The following is a 15,863-nucleotide window of genomic DNA, read 5'->3' as shown; positions in this document are numbered from 1 at the left end:
CCCCCACCAACCCCTGAACACCCCCTCAGGGAGCACTCAGGACTTGTGCTGACCCCGCATCACCGCAGCGGGCAGATCGTCGGTGAGGTTCCCGAAGAACGTCCGAGCCCACAGGTCGTCCCCGTGCCAGTACGGCCCGTCCTCCCCGGGCAGCGACTTCGGCGCCGTACCGGACTTCAGCGCTCGCCGGCACTCCGCGCACAACGGCAACGCCACCGTCGTCCCGTCGCTCTCGACCTGCGTGAGTCGCCCGGAAGCCCTTCCGTGCAAGGGATTGAACGCACACAGCCCCGGTACGACGACCACCTTGCGATCCTCGGAGATCGCCACCGCCTGGTCGTACTCGCGCCGGGCCTGGTCCAGCAGCACCATCGCGCCGACCAGATCCACCAGGTCCCGCGACGAGTCCAGCACCTTGCCGGCCGCGTGGTGCGCGTCGAGCGCGGCCTGCTGATGCTCCAGCCCCTGACCAGCCGTCGACGGCAGCGCGGCGAGCTCCGACCCGAGCGTGGTCAGCTCGGCCGTCGTCTCCCGGGTCAACCGCCGGCGCCGCTCGGCGGCAACGGTCTGCGCGACGTGCGGCGGAATGCTGAACGCCTTCTCCCGCCGTACCGGCCGACGCCCGCGCAGCCCGATCACCAGCCCGAGCAGCACCAGTGCCGCGATCGACCCCATCACGATCAGGAACACCGGCGCGCCGCCGTCCTCGGAATCGGAGCCGGAGTCAGACGACGCCGGCTTCCGCACCGGCTTCCGTGTCTCGACCGGTCCGAGCGGCGGCCCCGCCAGCAACTCGTAGAACTTCGCGACAGTCTCGGTCGGCCCGGCGTCGTACCCGGTGTCCTCCAGCGCGTGCGACCGCGCGTTGTTCAGCTGGTCGTTGTCCTCGCCGAACTGCGGCAGGTCCTGCACCTTGAAGTACGGGAACCGCTGCCCGCCGTCCACCACGACGTACAGGCCGGGCTTCTTCAGCGCGTCCATCACCAGCGTGAGGACGTTCGTCTCCTTGCCCTGGAACGCGTCGCTCGGCGTCAGCGGCAGGATGATCGTGTACGTCGCGAAGCCCAGCGCCGACGCCTTCGCCTTGAGGTCGCTCCGCAGGTTCTCCGGCAGCCCACTCTTGTACGCCGGGTCGACGTACAACGGGTCCTTGGCCAGCGCGGTCGCGATCTCACGCGCCCGCTCGGCCGGTGTCTGGGTGGTCAGGGCTCCAGCCGGTACGGCGGCCAGCGAGAGCACCACCGCCACGACTGCCGTCAACACGTACCTGGCCTTCACGACCGACCTCCACCTCGTCGGGCGACCAGAGCCGCCACTCCCAGCACCACTCCGGCCAGCACCGCGCCGCCCATCAGACCGAGCATCGCGCCGCCCAGGCCGTTGCCGATCGCCTTGCCCACGGTGAACCGCTCGGGCTCCGAGCGCCGTTCCTCCCGCGGCGGCAGCGGCGTCGTCCGGGCCGGCTCGGCCTCGTACCGCTCGCTCAGCCTGATCTTGTCCACGTACTCGATGACCTGCGCCGACGGATCCTTGGCCGACGTCCCGTAGACGCGTCCCGGTCCGGAGGCCTTGACCAGGTGGTCGACCCCGGTGGTGACGCTGTCGCCGATCACCAGGTACATCCCGGGCTTGCCGTTCGCCGCCGCCATCCAGCCGGCCAGCAGCGCTTCGTCGCCCTTCTCCTGGAACCAGGCTCCGCTCGGTACGACGGCCACGAACACCGGCACCGGCGACGTCGCGATGCGGGCGACCATCTTCTCGACCTGCGCCGCGTCGACCTCTTCGGCGTACTGCGGGTCGACGTACACCGGCTGGTCCTTCCAGGCGGTCACGGCCGCGGTGATCCGAGGATCGGCCGGGACGCTCCAGGCGTTCACCGGCAAACCCAGAGCCAGCGCGGCGACCGCGAGCAGCAGCAAGCCCGCCCGGCGGATCATCGGACACTCCCGTAGACCCGCTCGACCCGTTCGGCGAGGTCGTCCGACAGCGCGCCGAAGCCGGTCGCGACCATCGGGTTCTCCGCGTCGAGCGTCCAGTACGGCTCCGCTCCGCGAGCGCCGCCGAGCAGCCCCGCCTCCGGCGTCACGCGGAACCCGTACGGCGTCTCGCCGCGGCTGACCGTCTGCGCGCAGGTCCGGCAGGCGGGCACCTCGGTGTCGTCCGACCAGGCCGCCGTACTGGTTCCGGACGGGTGAGTCGGGTCGAAGAAGCACGGCCGCAGCAGGTCGTTGCTGCTGGCCACTTGATTGGCCTGCCTGGCCAGCACCAGGGCGCCGGCGTTGGCGAGCAGCTCGTCGGGCTCGGCCTTGCGCAGCGTCCGCGCGGCGTCCAGACGGAGCCGGGCGTCGTCGCGCTGGTCGAGCTGCAGGGGAGTCAGTTCCCGCCGCTTCTCCAGGTTCTTCAGCGTGCGATCGGCCTTGGAGATCCAGCGGTTGGCCTGGGTCCGCACGCTGCGCAGGGTGATCTCGGCGGCCGGCAGAGACTGCTTGGCAGAGGTCCGGCCCGGCTTCGGCTTGGCCTTGCTGGTGGACCGCGCGGCCTTCCCGCGGCTGCGCAGCACCAGGATCAGCACGAGCAGGAACCCGATCAGTCCGCCGACCCCCATCCCGACGAAGACCGACCGGTCCTCCTTGTCGGTGGTCGAGAGGCCTCGCCGCGGCGTGTAGGGCTCTTCCAGGTCGCTCGCCGGGATCGCGGGCAGCGCGCGGCCGTCGTACGCCGTGGCCGCCTGCTGGATCGTGCGGACGATCTTCGGCGCCGGCCGGTCCTTGACCAGGTCGTTGTCCTGCTTGTCGTCCAGTTGCACGCTGGTCAGGTCGCGGCCCTGCAGCCCGGCGGGCCGGAACAGCTCCTCGCTGCCACTCCAGTAGTCGTCCGTCACGGTCCAGACCACGTACAGCCCCGGCTGACCGACGCGTGCCTGGAGCAGCGTCGGCATGTCGAAGTAGATCTTGCGCACGGACGGCGTCCTCGGCAGCAGCGCGACGTACACCGGAAGGCCGGAGGCCGCCGAGGCGGTCCGGATCCGGTCCAGCTCGGCCTTCGGGAAGCCCACGCGCAGCGCGGGGTCGACGAAGATCCGGTCCGTCCGCCAGGCAGCGGCGATCTGGTCCGAGAGGTCGGGCGGGGCGGCGTGCGCCGTACCGGCCGGAACGAACGCCAGGACGGCGAGCAGCGCGGCCAGGGCGCGGAAACGGGCGGACATCGCGCTCACCTTACGACGACGGGATGCCTTCACGCCTGCACTGACGCGAACCGGTGGCGTCCGGTTCCGAGGAGGTGACGCCCCTGGCCGGGACAGGGGAGACCGAGCCAGGGACGTCAGTTACTCAGGGCGAAAACGTTGCTACAGCCGGGCGGGACTCACCAGGGCAGACCGGGATCTGCCCCGGCCGTTCGGTTCAGAAGGCCGACTCGGGCAGATCCATCACGTCGAGGTCGACCAGCTCGGCCTTGACCCGCTCGGCGCGCACGGTCGGCATCGTGGAGCGGACGAACCACTGCGCGGCGGCGACCTTGCCGGTGTAGAAGTCCTGGTCGGCCGGCGACAGCTCGCCGCCGAGCCGCTCGAGCGCGACCTCGGCCTGCCGCAGCATCAGCCAGGAGCAGACCACGTCGCCGAGCACGTAGAGCAGCCGCGAGGTGTTCAGGCCGACCTTGTAGATGTTGCGCGGGTCGCCGTTCTCGGCCTGCGGGTTGCTCGCCATCAGCGCCTGGCCCATCACGCCGAGGATCTTGTTGGTGTCCTCGAGGCCCTTGGCCAGCAGGCCGCGCTCCTCCTTCAGGCGGCCGTTGCCGGCCTCGGAGGCGACGAAGGCCTGGATCTGCTCGGCCAGGTGACCGAGCGCCTGGCCCTGGTCCTTGATGATCTTGCGGAAGAACAGGTCCTGGCCCTGGATCGCCGTGGTGCCCTCGTACAGGGTGTCGATCTTGGCGTCCCGGACGTACTGCTCGATCGGGTAGTCCTGCAGGAAGCCGGAGCCGCCGAAGGTCTGCAGCGACTCGGTGCCGAGCAGCGTCCAGGACTTCTCCGAGCCGTAGCCCTTGACCAGCGGCAGCAGCAGGTCGTTGACCCGCTCGGCCAGCTCGTCGTGCTCCCCGGCGTACCGGGCCTGCTCGGCGCGGTCCTGGTAGGTCGCGGTGAACAGCACCAGCGCGCGCAGCGCCTCGGCGTACGACTTCTGCGTCAGCAGCGAGCGCCGTACGTCGGGGTGGTGGGTGATGGTGACCCGCGGCGCGGTCTTGGCGGCGTTGGTCAGGTCGGCGCCCTGGACCCGCTCCTTGGCGTACTCCAGCGCGTTCAGGTAGCCGGTCGACAGGGTCGCAATGGCCTTGGTGCCGACCATCATCCGGGCGTACTCGATCACCTGGAACATCTGCGCGATGCCGTCGTGCACCTCGCCGAGCAGGTAGCCCTTGGCCGGGATGTTCTCGCCGAAGGTGATCTCACAGGTGGTGGAGACCTTGATGCCCATCTTCTTCTCGACGTTCGTGACGAAGGCGCCGTTGCGCTCCCCGGTCAGCTCGCCGGTCTCCAGGTCGAAGTCGAACTTCGGGACGACGAACAGGCTCAGCCCCTTCGTGCCCGGACCGCCGACGCCGTCGATGCCCTGCGGGCGGGCCAGCACCAGGTGCACGATGTTCTCGGTCATGTCGTGCTCGCCCGAGGTGATGAACCGCTTGACGCCCTCGATGTGCCAGGTGCCGTCGTCCTGCAGCGTGGCCTTGCTGCGCCCGGCGCCGACGTCGGAGCCGGCGTCCGGCTCGGTCAGCACCATCGTCGCACCCCAGCCGCGGTCGATCATGTGCTGAGCGATCAACTTGTCGCGGTCCGTGCCGTTGCGCCAGAGCACGTGCGCGAAGTTCGGCCCGGCGGCGTAGATGTGCACAGCGGGGTTGGACCCGAGCACCATCTCGGCCGCGGCCCAGCGCAGCGAGGGCGGCGTCGGCTGGCCGCCCAGCTCCGGCGGGAGCTCGAGGCGCCACCACTCGGCGTCCATGTAGGCGTGGAAGCTCTTGGTGAACGACTCCGGCATCCGGACGTCGTGGGTCGCGGGGTCGTAGACCGGAGGGTTGCGGTCGGAGTCCTCGAAGGACGCGGCCAGCTCGTTCTTGGCCAGCCGGTCGACCTGCGCCAGCACGTCCCGGGCGGTCTCGACGTCCATCTCGGCGTACGGGCCCTGCCCGAGCACGTCGCCGCGGCCCAGTACCTCGAGCAGGTTGAACTCGATGTCGCGCAGATTCGACTTGTAGTGGCTCACAGGGGTTCCCCTAACCTCTTCGCTTCGCTTTACCCACGAGTAACTTCGAGTATATACCCGCCAGTAACGAAGGCAAAGCGACATCGGCCACCAAGGAGGGTTCCTTGGTGGCCGATCGGGGTCCTGCGGGGCTTCTACGCCGTGTAGACCGCGTTGCTGCCGTACAGCGGGTTGGTGAAACCGGAGATGTAGCTGCTCGCGTTGCCGGCGCCGAGGTCGTAGGTGAGGAAGACCCCGTAGCCCTCGGTCTTGGTCCGGGTGGCCAGGCTCGCCGCGTTGGACGAGACGTTGATGTGGACCGCGGCGGGGGAGAGCTTGGACTTCGCGCTCGGGCCGCGCGGGACCGACCAGGTGCCGTAGTACGGGTTCCAGGCGTAGTTGAAGGTCTCCGCCACGCTCTGGCCGTTGTAGCTGAGGCGGGCCGCGGCCGGGCCGATGTCGTACAGGGTGATCAGCTTGTTCGGCAGCTTCTGGCGCAACGCCTGGACCAGGTAGACGAACGAGCTGGCGTTCGGCTGCGGCGTGCCGTTGACGCCGTAGTCGGCGTACTCGTCGTCGAAGTCGATACCGTCCAGCCCGTACTGGTTGACCGCGTCGGCCAGTTCCTGGGCGAAGGCGTCCGCCGCGGCCTGCGACGGGAAGTTGGCGAAGCCGGCGCCCTGGTGGTTGCCGAGGATCGACAGCAGGACCTTGATTCCCTTCTGCTGCAGGGGCCTGACCTCGGTGGCGACGTTGTCGAGCACGCGCTGGACGTTCTCGTTGAAGTGCAGGTACGCCTTCGAGCCGTCGTAGTTGATGTTCGCCGCGAAGATGACCGCGACGTCGAAGACCTGCGCGCCGCCGTTGGCCAGTGTGTACTTGCCGACGTTGAGCATGCTGTTGTTGTTGACCTCGACGTACGCGACCGAGATCGGGCCGTTCTTCGCACGCGGCCTGCACTCGGCGGCCGCGGCGGTCAGGGGGACGCCGGTCGCGACGGCCGCGCCGGCGACGGCGGCCGCCGACAGCAGGGTCCGGCGGCGCATGAGCTGGTCCTTCATCTCTACCTCTTTCAGGGCGGGAACGGAGGGAGATAAACCGGTATAGCTCCCCGATCATCGGGCGCCGTGCGAGCTGTGTCAAGGTTCGGACACAGGCGGTGAGTGCCGGTGGGACCGGGCTCGCGATTTGGGAACTTGTGGACCAAGATGGTGGTGTCAGTGGGAGGAAAGTTACCGGGGGCGAGCGCGGAGAGGACCCGATGAGCAGCTCTGCAGGGACGCCGACGGTCGACGTACGGCGGCACCGCCGGTCACTGGTGGCCGGGACGGTCGGCAACTTCGTCGAGTGGTACGAGTTCGGCGCGTACGGGTTCTTCGCCACGGTGATCGCGGCGAACTTCTTCAGCAGCACCTCGACCAGCGACGCGGAGAGTCTGATCAAGACCTACGCGTCGTTCGCGCTGGCGTTCTTCTTCCGCCCGATCGGCGCGGCGATCTTCGGCCGGGTCGGCGACCGGATCGGGCGGCGCCCGACGCTGATCCTGGTCCTGCTGCTGATGACGCTGTCCACCACGCTGATCGGCCTGCTGCCGACGTACGCGACGATCGGGGCCGCGGCGCCCTGGTTGCTGACGCTGGTGCGGGCCTTGCAGGGGTTGTCGGCCGGTGGTGAGTTCGGCGGCGCGGTCGCGATCATGACCGAGTTCGCGCCCCGGAACAAGCGCGGTCTGTACGGCGCTTGGCAGTCGCTGACCGTCGCGCTCGGGCTGCTGGTGGGTGCCGGGCTGGCGGCGATCCTGGCGACCGTGCTGAGCACCGAGGCCTTGCACGACTGGGGTTGGCGGGTGCCGTTCCTGCTGGCGCTGCCGTTGGGGCTGGTGGCGTTGTTCCTGCGGTTGCGGCTGGACGAGACGCCGAACTTCGCGCGTGTGCAGTCTGCCGCGGTCCCGCCGGAGCCGGCCGGCAAGGGTGAGGTCGCGAAAGCGATTGCCCTGGGCATCGGTCGGCTGATGGGCTGGTCCGCGGCCGGGTACACGTTCTTGGTCGTGATGCCGTCGTACCTGCAGTCGACGCTCAACGCGACGTTCCAGCAGGCGCTGGTCGCGACCGTGCTGGCGAACCTCGGGTTCGCGGTGTCGATCATGCCGGCGGGGTGGATCAGCGACAAGATCGGCCGGCGGCCGGTGATGGTGACGGGGGCCGCGCTGGTCGTCGTACTGGCGTTCCCGTTGATGAATCTCCTGCAGGACAAGGATTCCTCGAACGCTGCGAAGGGGATCGCGGTGTTCGTGGCCGGCTTGGTCGTCGGGCTGATGGCCGGGCCCGGGCCGGCGATGCTGTCGGAGATGTTCACGACCCGGGCGCGGTACACCGGGCTCGGGCTGGCGTACTCGTTGTCGAACGCGGTCTTCTCCGGGTCCGCCGGGCTGATCATCACCGAGCTGATCAAGCGGACGAAGAACATCGACATCCCCGCGTGGTACGTGATGGTGACGTGCGCGGTCAGCGTGGTCGCGTTGCTGACGCTGCGCGGCGACGACCACCAGAAGGAGCTTCGGGACTGACATGCGCGTCATTGGGTTGATGTCCGGGACGTCGTACGACGCGATCGACGCCGCGGCGGCGGACCTGCGGTTCGAGGGCGACGAGCTGGTGCTGCAGCCGCTCGGGATGCTGAGCCGGCCGTACTCGCCGTCGCTGCGTTCCTTGCTGGCCGCCGCGTTGCCTCCGGCAAGCACTTCGCTGGCCGCGGTGACCGAGCTGGACACGGGCGTCGGGCAGGCATTTGCCGAGGTCGCCGCGCAGGCGGTCGAGCAGTTGTGCGGCGGTGCCGCGGATCTGATCGTGTCGCACGGGCAAACGGTGTTCCACTGGGTCGACTCCGGCGTGGTGCGGGGGACGTTGCAGCTCGGCCAGCCCGCGTGGATCGCGGAGGCGACCGGTACGACCGTCGTCTCGGACCTGCGGTCGCGCGACGTCGCGGCGGGCGGGCAGGGGGCGCCGCTGGTCAGCCTGTTCGACGTGCTGTGGCTGCGCGGCCGAACCGGTACGCCGGTCGCGCTGAACCTCGGCGGGATCGCGAACATCACCGTCGTACCGCCTGGTGGTGATCCCGTCGCCTTCGACACCGGTCCCGCGAACGCCCTGATCGACGCCGTAGTCGGCGAGCTGACCGCCGGCCGCCTGGCCTTCGACGCCGACGGCGTGATGGCCGGCCGAGGCCGAGTCCACTCCGAACTCTTCGACCGCCTCCTGTCCGAGCCGTACTACGCCCGCCCGGCCCCCAAGAGCACCGGCAAGGAACTCTTCCACCTCGCCTATCTAGCCGACCGCATGCAGGGCCTCCCCGAGATCGCCCCCGACGACGTGGTCGCCACCGTCACCGCCCTGACCGCCCGAACCGTCGCCGACGCCGTCAAGTCCCACGGCGGCACCGAAGTCATCGCCGCCGGCGGCGGCATCCGCAACCCCGCCCTCATGCACCGCCTCGCCTGGGAGCTGGGCGAGGTCCCCCTCCTCAACACCGACGACCTGGGCCTGCCATCCCCCGCCAAGGAGTCCTACGCGTTCGCCGTCCTGGGCTTCTTGACCCTCCACGGCCTGGCAGGCACCGTCCCCAGCTGCACGGGCGCCAGGCATGCGTCGGTGCTGGGGTCGATCACGCCTGGGCGCGGTGGGCTGCCGCAGACGCCGGCTGCGACGTTCCCGACGAGTCTCCGGCTGACCTGACCACGTGTGATCATCCGGCGCATGGACATCTCCTCCTCCGAGATCGTGGTCGATGGTCGGCCCGGGTTGCTGACTGTGCCGGCTGATGGGGTGGTGCGGGGTGGGGTGGTCGCCCTGCACGGGTCGAGCAGTTCGTCGTACCGGCAGGTGATCTTCGAGCACCTGGCGGAGACCGTCGCGCCGCTGGGGATCGCGGTGCTGAGTTTCGAGCGTGCGCCGTGGGACCGGGACGACGTGGACATCCCCTTCGACGTACAGGCAGCGGGAGCAGTGGCGGCGTACGACGTACTGCAGAGCCAGTACGACGTACCGATCGGCTTCTGGGGCGTGAGCCAGGGGACTTGGATCGCCGCGCTGGCCGCCCGCGAGCGGGATGCGGCGTTCCTGGTGCTGCTCGGGTGTTCCGGCGTGAGCCCGGCCGAGCAGATGCGCCACGCGACGGCCGAGGCGGTCCGACGCGCTGGGTACGACGAGCAAGCGGTGGGCCACGCCGTCAGAATTCGTGACGCCGTGGCCAACCTCCTCAGAGGCACCGCCGACCGCCACCAGGTGATCGACCTCCTCCAACGCCAGGCCAACGAACCGTGGTTCGACCTGGTCGGTCTCACCGCAGACGACCTCGGCGAGAACCTCCCGGTCTGGCACGAGATCGACTTCGACTCCGAACCCCTCTACGCGACCGTCCGCTGCCCGGTCCTCCTCATCCACGGCGCCGACGAGGCCAACCTCCCCGTCCCCGAAACCCTCGAAGTCTGGCGCCGAGCCGCCCAGACCGCAGGAAACACCCAGGTCACCAGCGTCCGAGTCCCCGACACAGGCCACTGGCCCGGCACCCCCGACCGCTCCCGCGAAGGCATCAGCCCGGCGTACACAAAGATCCTCGAGGACTGGTTCAGCACCACGCCGTGACCTGGCGGGCGTTCGAATGGCCTAGTCGTTGACCCAGGCCAGAATCTCGCGCGCCGACTCCTCCGGCGTACCGCCGCCCTGCACCGACCGCGGGACGAGCGTGCGGAGCTCGGCCGCGTCGCGGACCGCGTCCTCGATCTCGTCGGCGGACCAATCGCGAGCAGTCAGCCGCTTTCGCCGTACGTCGTCCGGGCAGTCGAGGTGCAGCCAGCGCCCCTCCGGCAGCTGGCTGGGTGTCAGCGGTCCGAGCAGAAGGACCGGGATGCCCGAGCGGCGAACCAGTTCGGTGATCCGCAGCCAGAGCGTGTTGTACGCCGGCCAGTGCGGCGCCGCGGCCGGGTCGGTGATCGTGATCCCCAGCAGCGAACCGTCGTCGTCGAGCAGTTCGTCCATGTCCATCACGACCAGCCCGCCGGCGCTCAGCCGCAGCAGCTCGGGCACGACAGTGGACTTGCCCGCCCCCGGCGCTCCGGTCACCACGAACAGCCTCGACACTCCACCATTGTCCCCACCCCGGCCACCAGCCGTCGCCCGCGCCTACCCTCCGCGCGTCGTCTCTCGGCTTGGGGTGCCGCGGCGGACCTGCAGCACTCAGTAGGTCGGCGGAGATACCGAAGGTCCCGCCTGCGGCGCCCTGGAAAGCGGCCGTTGTGGGAGGTTGGTGAGTGGTGGAAGTCCGGGGACGACGCCGGCCGGGTTCGCAGGTACTGCGTCGTACGAGCCCGCCGCGGCAGGCTCGCCTGTTGACCTTCGAGTGGGTGGAAGGTGTTGGATCGAGGCGTGGTGGACGACCTGGTGAGCATCAGCGCGTTTGCGCGGCGGGTGGGGTTGACGCCCAGCGCGCTGCGGTTCTACGACGATTGCGGGGCACTGCGGCCGGCGGTGGTCGACGAGGGGAACGGGTACCGGTACTACGCGCCCGACCAGGAGCAGCGGGCTCGGTTGTTGCGGGATCTGCGGGAGATCGATCTGCCGCTTCCGGAGGTACGCCGGGTGCTCGACGGCGCGCCGGGAGCCGCGGCGGCGGTGGCGGTGGTCGAGGCGCATCTGCGGACGGTCGAGCAGAAGGCGGCCAGCACTCGCCAGGCCGCGCAGCGGATCCTCGCGGGGCTATCCAGTACGTCCAGCAAGTCGCCCCAGGTGACCCTCGGCGGCCCGGAGCTCGCCAGCGCGATCCGCCAGGTGGCCCCGGCGGCCGCAGAACCTGAGCCGATCCCTGCGCTTGGTTGCGTACGGATCGAACTGAGCGAAACCGAAGTCACCCTCGTCGCCACCGACAGGTACCGGCTCGCGGTCCGCAAGCTGCATCCGCAGTCCTTCGACGGCACCCCCGGAGCGATCCTGATCCCGGCGCCGGCGTTGACCGAGTTGACGCGGTGGCTGGCCGCCGCGGACACGGTCCACCTGCGGGCCGGAAGCGACCTCACGCTGTCAACCTCCGCGGAGACGCGGACCCTCGCGTCGATGGATGCCGAGTACCCCGACTACCAACTGATCCTGGACGGGCTGGAACCACCGGTCTGCCGGGTGATGGCCGACCGCGCCGCCCTCGCCGAACTCCTCGGCACCGACGAGGTAGTTGCTCTAGGCATCGAAAGCGAAACGATTGGCATCGGCAACCAGAAGCTGGAGGCGATCATCACCGGCGCCCCACTCCGGATCGGCTTCACCACCCGCCTGCTCGCCGAAGCCCTCGCGACCGGCGTAGGCCCCGACGTCCTCCTCGAGATCCACGCACCCGACCGCCCCGTCGTCATCCGCTCCGCCGACCAGGGCACCTTCACCACCCTGGTCATGCCGAACCGCCTCTAACCGAAGTCGATCTCGAACGTCGGATACTCCGGCTGCGGACAAGCCGCCCCTCGGTACCCGAGCCGCTCGTAGAACGGCGCGGCCCGCTCGTGGTGCGCCTGCCACTCCAGCCAGCGCACCTCCCCGGCGGCCCACTCCACCACCGCCGCGACCAGCTCCCGCCCAACGCCTGTACGGCGAGCGCCCGGCTCGACGTACAGGTCGTGCAGCCGCCCCTGATGCCGCCGCCCGGCGCGCAAGTGCGGCCCATAGTTCTGCGCGGCGGCGTACCCGATCAGTCGGTCCTCGAACAAGGCGCCGAAGATCGCCCAGCGCGGGTCCACGAGCAGCTCGCCGTACACGTCCCGCGCCTCGTCCTCGGGCAGCTTGGTCCCGAAGCCCTGGAGCAGCGGCCACAGGTCGGTCCAGTCGGACGGTGTCAGGCGGCGTACAGGCATGGGCTCAGCGTGTCACCAACACCGGGGCAACCACTGTCGGCCGCAAGAGCCGATGCGTGACGACGGCGGCAACCAGCCACGCGCCGGCCATCGCCACCATCGGGAACGCGTGGCCCGACTCCTCGTCGAACAGTGCGAACATCGACAGGTTGACCGCCGTGTGAGCGACGGTCGCGACGGCGAGATTTGTGCCGCGTGCGGACTGGAGCACGGCGCCCAGGACGACCGACAGGGAGATCGTCATCACCAGGAACGCGCCCATGAAGACCGGCCCGTTCGCGAACCCGCCGACGTGCCACACGCCCCACAGGACGCCGACGGTGAGCGACGAGCGCAGTACGCCGTACCGGGTCTGCAAGTACGGCTGGAGGTAGGCGCGCCAGCCGAGTTCCTCGCCGGCCGAGCCGATCAGCATCGTGAAGGTCAGCGCCCACAGCGGGTACTTCTGTTCGTCGAAGTGCAGCGGCTGCCCGGCGACCACATGGACGACGACCGACACGGCCATCGCGGCGACCACGATCCCGGCGACCAGCGCGGACTTGCGGGCGACCACCTCGACCGGCGTGAAGCGAGCCTCCACACGCGTCGTACGGCGGAACAGCACGAACATCAGCCCGACGCCGAGTGCCGGCGCGAACTGCACCAGCTCCAGCAGGTCCGGATCCGGTCCGATACCGCCCTGTAGAGCGATCAGTAGGCCTGAGAACAGCAGCGTGGCGACGTAGAAGACGGCTACGCGCAGAAACATGTCACTCCTCGATCAGGTACGGCGCGAGCAGCAGGTCGAGCTGGTCGCGCAGGAAGTCGGTCAGCGAGCCCCAGCCGTTCACGGCCCAGACCTGCAGGGCGCCGTTGAAACAGACCAGGGTCAGGCGGGCGAGCGCGTCGACATCGGCGGAAGGCTTCAGCTCGCCGGCCGTCCGGGCGGCACCGAGGAGCCGCGCGGTGGTGTCGACGATCGCGGCCGAGTGCGCCAGCGCGTGCTCGCGGAACTCGGGATCGGCGACGTCCAGCTGCACGAACCCCAGTCCGTTGCCGAGCTGCTCACGCCGCTCGATGTGGGCGACGCTCGACAGCGCGAAGTCGCGCAGCGCGGCCATCGGCGAGGTGTTGCGCGCCTCGGCCTCCGCGGCCGCGCGGATCACCATCAGCGGGGACCGGGCCGCGGACGCGAGCAGCAGCCCGCGCTTGGAGCCGAACCGCTGGATGAGCGTCGGCGCGGCCAGCCCGACCCGCGCGCCGACGGCCGCCAGGGTCAGCTTCACCGGGCCCAGTTCGGCCAGTACGACGCGCGTCGCGTCCAGGATCGCGTCGTCGTCGATCAGGCGTGGGCGAGCCACGGCGTACCCCCTCGGCAGTTTATAAATGGCCATTCACTAACTCGAAGACAGTAACAGATCGCTGCCCGATCAGTTATTCGTGAACGACGGCCGACCTCTGCCTGTGGTTAGGGTCTGTGCCGGTCGGTCCTCCGCCCTGGACCTGACAAGTCGTCAACGGGAGCCCCATACATGCGTTTCGCCCGCATCACCCTCGGTCTGCCACTCGCGCTCGTGGGGGTGGTCGCCACGCTTGCCGGGGCCGCCTCCGCGTTCTGGCTGGTCGGCCCGGACAGCACCGTCGAGACCGGTGAGCAGCGGCTGACCAGTCGCGGCCTCGCCGTCGCCACCGCCCCCGACCTGCTCGCCCGGCACGGCTTCACGCTGCACGTGACGGCGTCGAGCGCGCGGCCGGTGTTCGTCGGGGTCGCCCACGACCTGGATGTCAGCAGCTACCTCGGCGAGGCGTCGTACACGCGGATCGTCCGCTTCGACCTGCCGTCGGACATCGCGACGCAGGAGATGAAGGGCGGCTCCGAGCGGCTGAACCCGCCGACCGGGCTGGACTGGTGGGTCGCGGACGCGGGCGGCGCGGGGAAGCAGTCCGCCGAGTGGGAGACGCTGGACGGCGCGTACGACGTGGTGGTGATGAACGCGGACGGTACGCCGGGAGTCGATGCCACGGTGACGTTCGGCGCCGAGCTCAAGGGCCTGTTCGGGATCTGCCTGGTGGTGCTCGGGGCCGGGCTGATTCTGCTGTTCCTGGGGATCTGGCTGGTGATGCCGCGTCGCCGGCGACCGGAGGAGCCGAGTGCGCCGGTGACGCGGCAGGAGACGATGCCGTACGTCGTGCCGACAGTGCCGAGCCGCCCGACCGCCGCGGCGCACCCGCCCGTCCCCGCGCAGGATCCGGCGCCTGTGCGCCCGCCCGTGCCCGCGCCTGTGCGCCCGGCTGTGCCCGCGCAAGACCCGGTGCCGGTGCGCTCGCCTTTCCCCGCGCAGGACCCGGCGCCCGCTCCGGTGCGCCCGTCCGCGCCTGCCCCAGCCCCGACTCCCGCGCCGACCTCGGGTCCGGCCCCCGCCTCGACCCCAGCTCCCTCGTCGGCGGGCTCGGCCCCCATCTCGATGGGTTCAGGCCCGGCCTCGTCCGGTTCAGGCCCCGCGTCGTCCGGTTCAGGCCCCGCGTCGTCCGGCTCAGGCGCCGCCTCGTCCGGCTCGACCCCCGCCTCAGCGGGGTCGGCCCCCACCCCAGCGGGTTCGGCGCCCACCTCGGCGGGTTCGTCTCGCCCGGGCACGGGCACGGGCGCATCCGCGCCCCGGCCCGAGCCGGCCGACGAGCCCGCCCCCCGCCCGGCCCCCGTGCCGGGCATCCCGCCGCAGTACCAGGCCCCGGCGTACTCGCCGCCCAAGGCGAAGCGCGTGGTCTCCGCCCTCACCGGCGGCATGCTGTTGCTGACGGCAACCGGTTGCGTCGCCGTACCGCAGGAGAACACCAGCAGCGGCCCGTTCACCCGGGCGGCTGTGACGGTGGCGGGCGGGCTGGCCGTCGTCGAGAAGTACAACGACCTGAACAACCAGGCCAACCAGGCCCGCAACCCCAAGCTGGCCGAGGCGATCGAGACCGACCCGACGCTCGCGATGACCCGCGCCGGGTACCAGATCGGCCGGAAGACCGACGAGACCGGCAAGGACAAGGTCAAGCCGTTCACGTACACCGAGCCGGTGGTCGGCGCGCCGCAGTACGGGGCGTACCCGATGCGCTTCGTCGTCGCGTCGGGCGTCTCGACCAGCCCCGACAACAAGCAGCTCGGCGTCTGGGAGCGCACGACCGCGGGCGACCCGTGGGTGCTCAAGTACTCGGTCTATCCGAGCACGACCGTCAAACTCCCGCCGCTCGAGGGCCTCCGCGCCCCGACCAAGACCGACATGAGCAAGCTCGCCAGCCTCCCGCAGTCCGCGGCCGCCAACCTCGCGGAGTACCTCACGGGCGGACCGAACTCACCCAAGGCAAGCCTCTTCACGCCGTCGCCCGGGACCGTCACGCTGCTCAACCAGCGCGCCAAGGACAAGGTCACCGACGCCAAGAAGCCCTACATCGCCACGGCCACCGACACCTTCCGCCCCTCCGGCGACCCTCTCACCTTCATCACCGCGGACGGCCGGGCGCTGGTCTTCCTCGCCCTCACCGAGCAGTACCTCCAACGCGTCGAGCCCGGCTCCAACGCGTACTGGACCAGCGGCCCTCCCACCGCCTTCAGCAGCTACGTGAAGTACACCCAAACCCTCCACCAGGACTACCTCCACCAACTGGCCGTCGTCATCCCCCCGAAGGGCCAGGGAAAACTCCAAATCCTCTCCCTCGACGGCCAACTCGTCGGAGCCGGCGGCAGCTGACCCAGCCGACGCCCAGCACTG

General features: G+C 70.1%; 14 protein-coding genes. 5 read left to right on the top strand and 9 right to left on the bottom strand.

All coding sequences use genetic code 11. The features are described 5' to 3' along the window. Positions 1 to 36 precede the first annotated feature (36 nt). The 5 genes from HDA39_RS28340 to HDA39_RS28320 form a co-directional block, all read right to left on the bottom strand. On the bottom strand, positions 37 to 1,278 hold the full coding sequence (locus tag HDA39_RS28340) for a hypothetical protein (RefSeq protein ID WP_184800255.1): 1,242 nt from the start codon (positions 1,276 to 1,278) through the stop codon (positions 37 to 39). Further along, entirely contained in the window at positions 1,275 to 1,937 is a 663-nt protein-coding gene (locus tag HDA39_RS28335) for a hypothetical protein (RefSeq protein ID WP_184800253.1), read from the bottom strand. The genes HDA39_RS28340 and HDA39_RS28335 overlap by 4 nt, the downstream gene beginning before the upstream one ends. Further along, entirely contained in the window at positions 1,934 to 3,205 is a 1,272-nt protein-coding gene (locus HDA39_RS28330) for a hypothetical protein (protein ID WP_184800252.1), read from the bottom strand. The genes HDA39_RS28335 and HDA39_RS28330 overlap by 4 nt, the downstream gene beginning before the upstream one ends. 196 nt (positions 3,206 to 3,401) lie before the next feature. After that, positions 3,402 to 5,261, bottom strand: a complete 1,860-nt coding sequence (locus HDA39_RS28325; protein WP_184800250.1) for an acyl-CoA dehydrogenase C-terminal domain-containing protein — start codon at positions 5,259 to 5,261, stop codon at positions 3,402 to 3,404. Between the two features lie 134 nt (positions 5,262 to 5,395). Further along, positions 5,396 to 6,301: an endo-beta-N-acetylglucosaminidase H gene (locus HDA39_RS28320; RefSeq protein WP_184800248.1), complete on the bottom strand. Its 906-nt coding sequence runs from the start codon at positions 6,299 to 6,301 to the stop codon at positions 5,396 to 5,398. Between the two features lie 200 nt (positions 6,302 to 6,501). On the opposite strand from HDA39_RS28320, the gene HDA39_RS28315 reads away from it, so the two are divergent. Genes HDA39_RS28315 through HDA39_RS28305 form a run of 3 tightly spaced genes read left to right on the top strand, consistent with a single transcriptional unit; the run spans position 6,502 to position 9,880 of the window. After that, positions 6,502 to 7,806, top strand: coding sequence for an MFS transporter (locus HDA39_RS28315; protein ID WP_184800246.1), 1,305 nt, complete (start codon positions 6,502 to 6,504; stop codon positions 7,804 to 7,806). Between the two features lies 1 nt (position 7,807). After that, positions 7,808 to 8,971 carry an anhydro-N-acetylmuramic acid kinase gene (locus tag HDA39_RS28310; RefSeq protein WP_184800244.1) on the top strand — a complete coding sequence of 388 codons (1,164 nt, stop codon included), beginning with the start codon at positions 7,808 to 7,810 and terminating at the stop codon, positions 8,969 to 8,971. Positions 8,972 to 8,992: 21 nt separating this feature from the next. Further along, positions 8,993 to 9,880 carry an alpha/beta hydrolase family protein gene (locus HDA39_RS28305; protein WP_184800242.1) on the top strand — a complete coding sequence of 296 codons (888 nt, stop codon included), beginning with the start codon at positions 8,993 to 8,995 and terminating at the stop codon, positions 9,878 to 9,880. A gap of 21 nt (positions 9,881 to 9,901) precedes the next feature. On the opposite strand, the gene HDA39_RS28300 is transcribed toward HDA39_RS28305, so the two are convergent. Beyond that, entirely contained in the window at positions 9,902 to 10,375 is a 474-nt protein-coding gene (locus HDA39_RS28300) for a DEAD/DEAH box helicase family protein (RefSeq protein WP_337925928.1), read from the bottom strand. 285 nt (positions 10,376 to 10,660) lie between these two features. Here HDA39_RS28300 and HDA39_RS28295 point away from each other — a divergent pair, with 285 nt between their 5' ends. Continuing rightward, positions 10,661 to 11,692 (top strand): DNA polymerase III subunit beta family protein, encoded by a 1,032-nt coding sequence (locus HDA39_RS28295; protein ID WP_184800240.1) that lies wholly within the window; start codon positions 10,661 to 10,663, stop codon positions 11,690 to 11,692. On the opposite strand, the gene HDA39_RS28290 is transcribed toward HDA39_RS28295, so the two are convergent. The 3 genes from HDA39_RS28290 to HDA39_RS28280 are packed head-to-tail and all read right to left on the bottom strand — an operon-like array spanning position 11,689 to position 13,469. Next, positions 11,689 to 12,129 carry a GNAT family N-acetyltransferase gene (locus tag HDA39_RS28290; protein WP_184800238.1) on the bottom strand — a complete coding sequence of 147 codons (441 nt, stop codon included), beginning with the start codon at positions 12,127 to 12,129 and terminating at the stop codon, positions 11,689 to 11,691. The genes HDA39_RS28295 and HDA39_RS28290 overlap by 4 nt on opposite strands. A gap of 4 nt (positions 12,130 to 12,133) precedes the next feature. Continuing rightward, the gene (locus HDA39_RS28285) at positions 12,134 to 12,877 is read right to left on the bottom strand and encodes a CPBP family intramembrane glutamic endopeptidase (RefSeq protein WP_184800236.1); all 744 of its coding nucleotides are present in this window, start codon (positions 12,875 to 12,877) and stop codon (positions 12,134 to 12,136) included. A 1-nt stretch (position 12,878) separates the two neighbouring features. Continuing rightward, positions 12,879 to 13,469: a TetR family transcriptional regulator gene (locus tag HDA39_RS28280; protein WP_184800234.1), complete on the bottom strand. Its 591-nt coding sequence runs from the start codon at positions 13,467 to 13,469 to the stop codon at positions 12,879 to 12,881. 171 nt (positions 13,470 to 13,640) lie between these two features. On the opposite strand from HDA39_RS28280, the gene HDA39_RS28275 reads away from it, so the two are divergent. Then, entirely contained in the window at positions 13,641 to 15,842 is a 2,202-nt protein-coding gene (locus HDA39_RS28275) for a DUF8094 domain-containing protein (protein WP_184800232.1), read from the top strand. Positions 15,843 to 15,863 lie beyond the last annotated feature (21 nt).

Origin of the sequence: Kribbella italica (genome assembly GCF_014205135.1) — a bacterium.
In the GTDB taxonomy this organism is placed as follows: domain Bacteria; phylum Actinomycetota; class Actinomycetes; order Propionibacteriales; family Kribbellaceae; genus Kribbella; species Kribbella italica.
This window is presented reverse-complemented; position numbering and strand designations above follow the sequence as displayed.

Excerpts from the sequence above, each read along its gene's own strand:
- HDA39_RS28315 (WP_184800246.1), top strand. The coding sequence starts at position 6,502 with ATGAGCAGCTCTGCAGGGACGCCGACGGTCGACGTACGGCGGCACCGC.
- HDA39_RS28275 (WP_184800232.1), top strand. The coding sequence starts at position 13,641 with ATGCGTTTCGCCCGCATCACCCTCGGTCTGCCACTCGCGCTCGTGGGG.
- HDA39_RS28320 (WP_184800248.1), bottom strand. The coding sequence starts at position 6,301 with ATGAAGGACCAGCTCATGCGCCGCCGGACCCTGCTGTCGGCGGCCGCC.
- HDA39_RS28330 (WP_184800252.1), bottom strand. The coding sequence starts at position 3,205 with ATGTCCGCCCGTTTCCGCGCCCTGGCCGCGCTGCTCGCCGTCCTGGCG.
- HDA39_RS28290 (WP_184800238.1), bottom strand. The coding sequence starts at position 12,129 with ATGCCTGTACGCCGCCTGACACCGTCCGACTGGACCGACCTGTGGCCG.
- HDA39_RS28305 (WP_184800242.1), top strand. The coding sequence starts at position 8,993 with ATGGACATCTCCTCCTCCGAGATCGTGGTCGATGGTCGGCCCGGGTTG.
- HDA39_RS28310 (WP_184800244.1), top strand. The coding sequence starts at position 7,808 with ATGCGCGTCATTGGGTTGATGTCCGGGACGTCGTACGACGCGATCGAC.
- HDA39_RS28285 (WP_184800236.1), bottom strand. The coding sequence starts at position 12,877 with ATGTTTCTGCGCGTAGCCGTCTTCTACGTCGCCACGCTGCTGTTCTCA.
- HDA39_RS28335 (WP_184800253.1), bottom strand. The coding sequence starts at position 1,937 with ATGATCCGCCGGGCGGGCTTGCTGCTGCTCGCGGTCGCCGCGCTGGCT.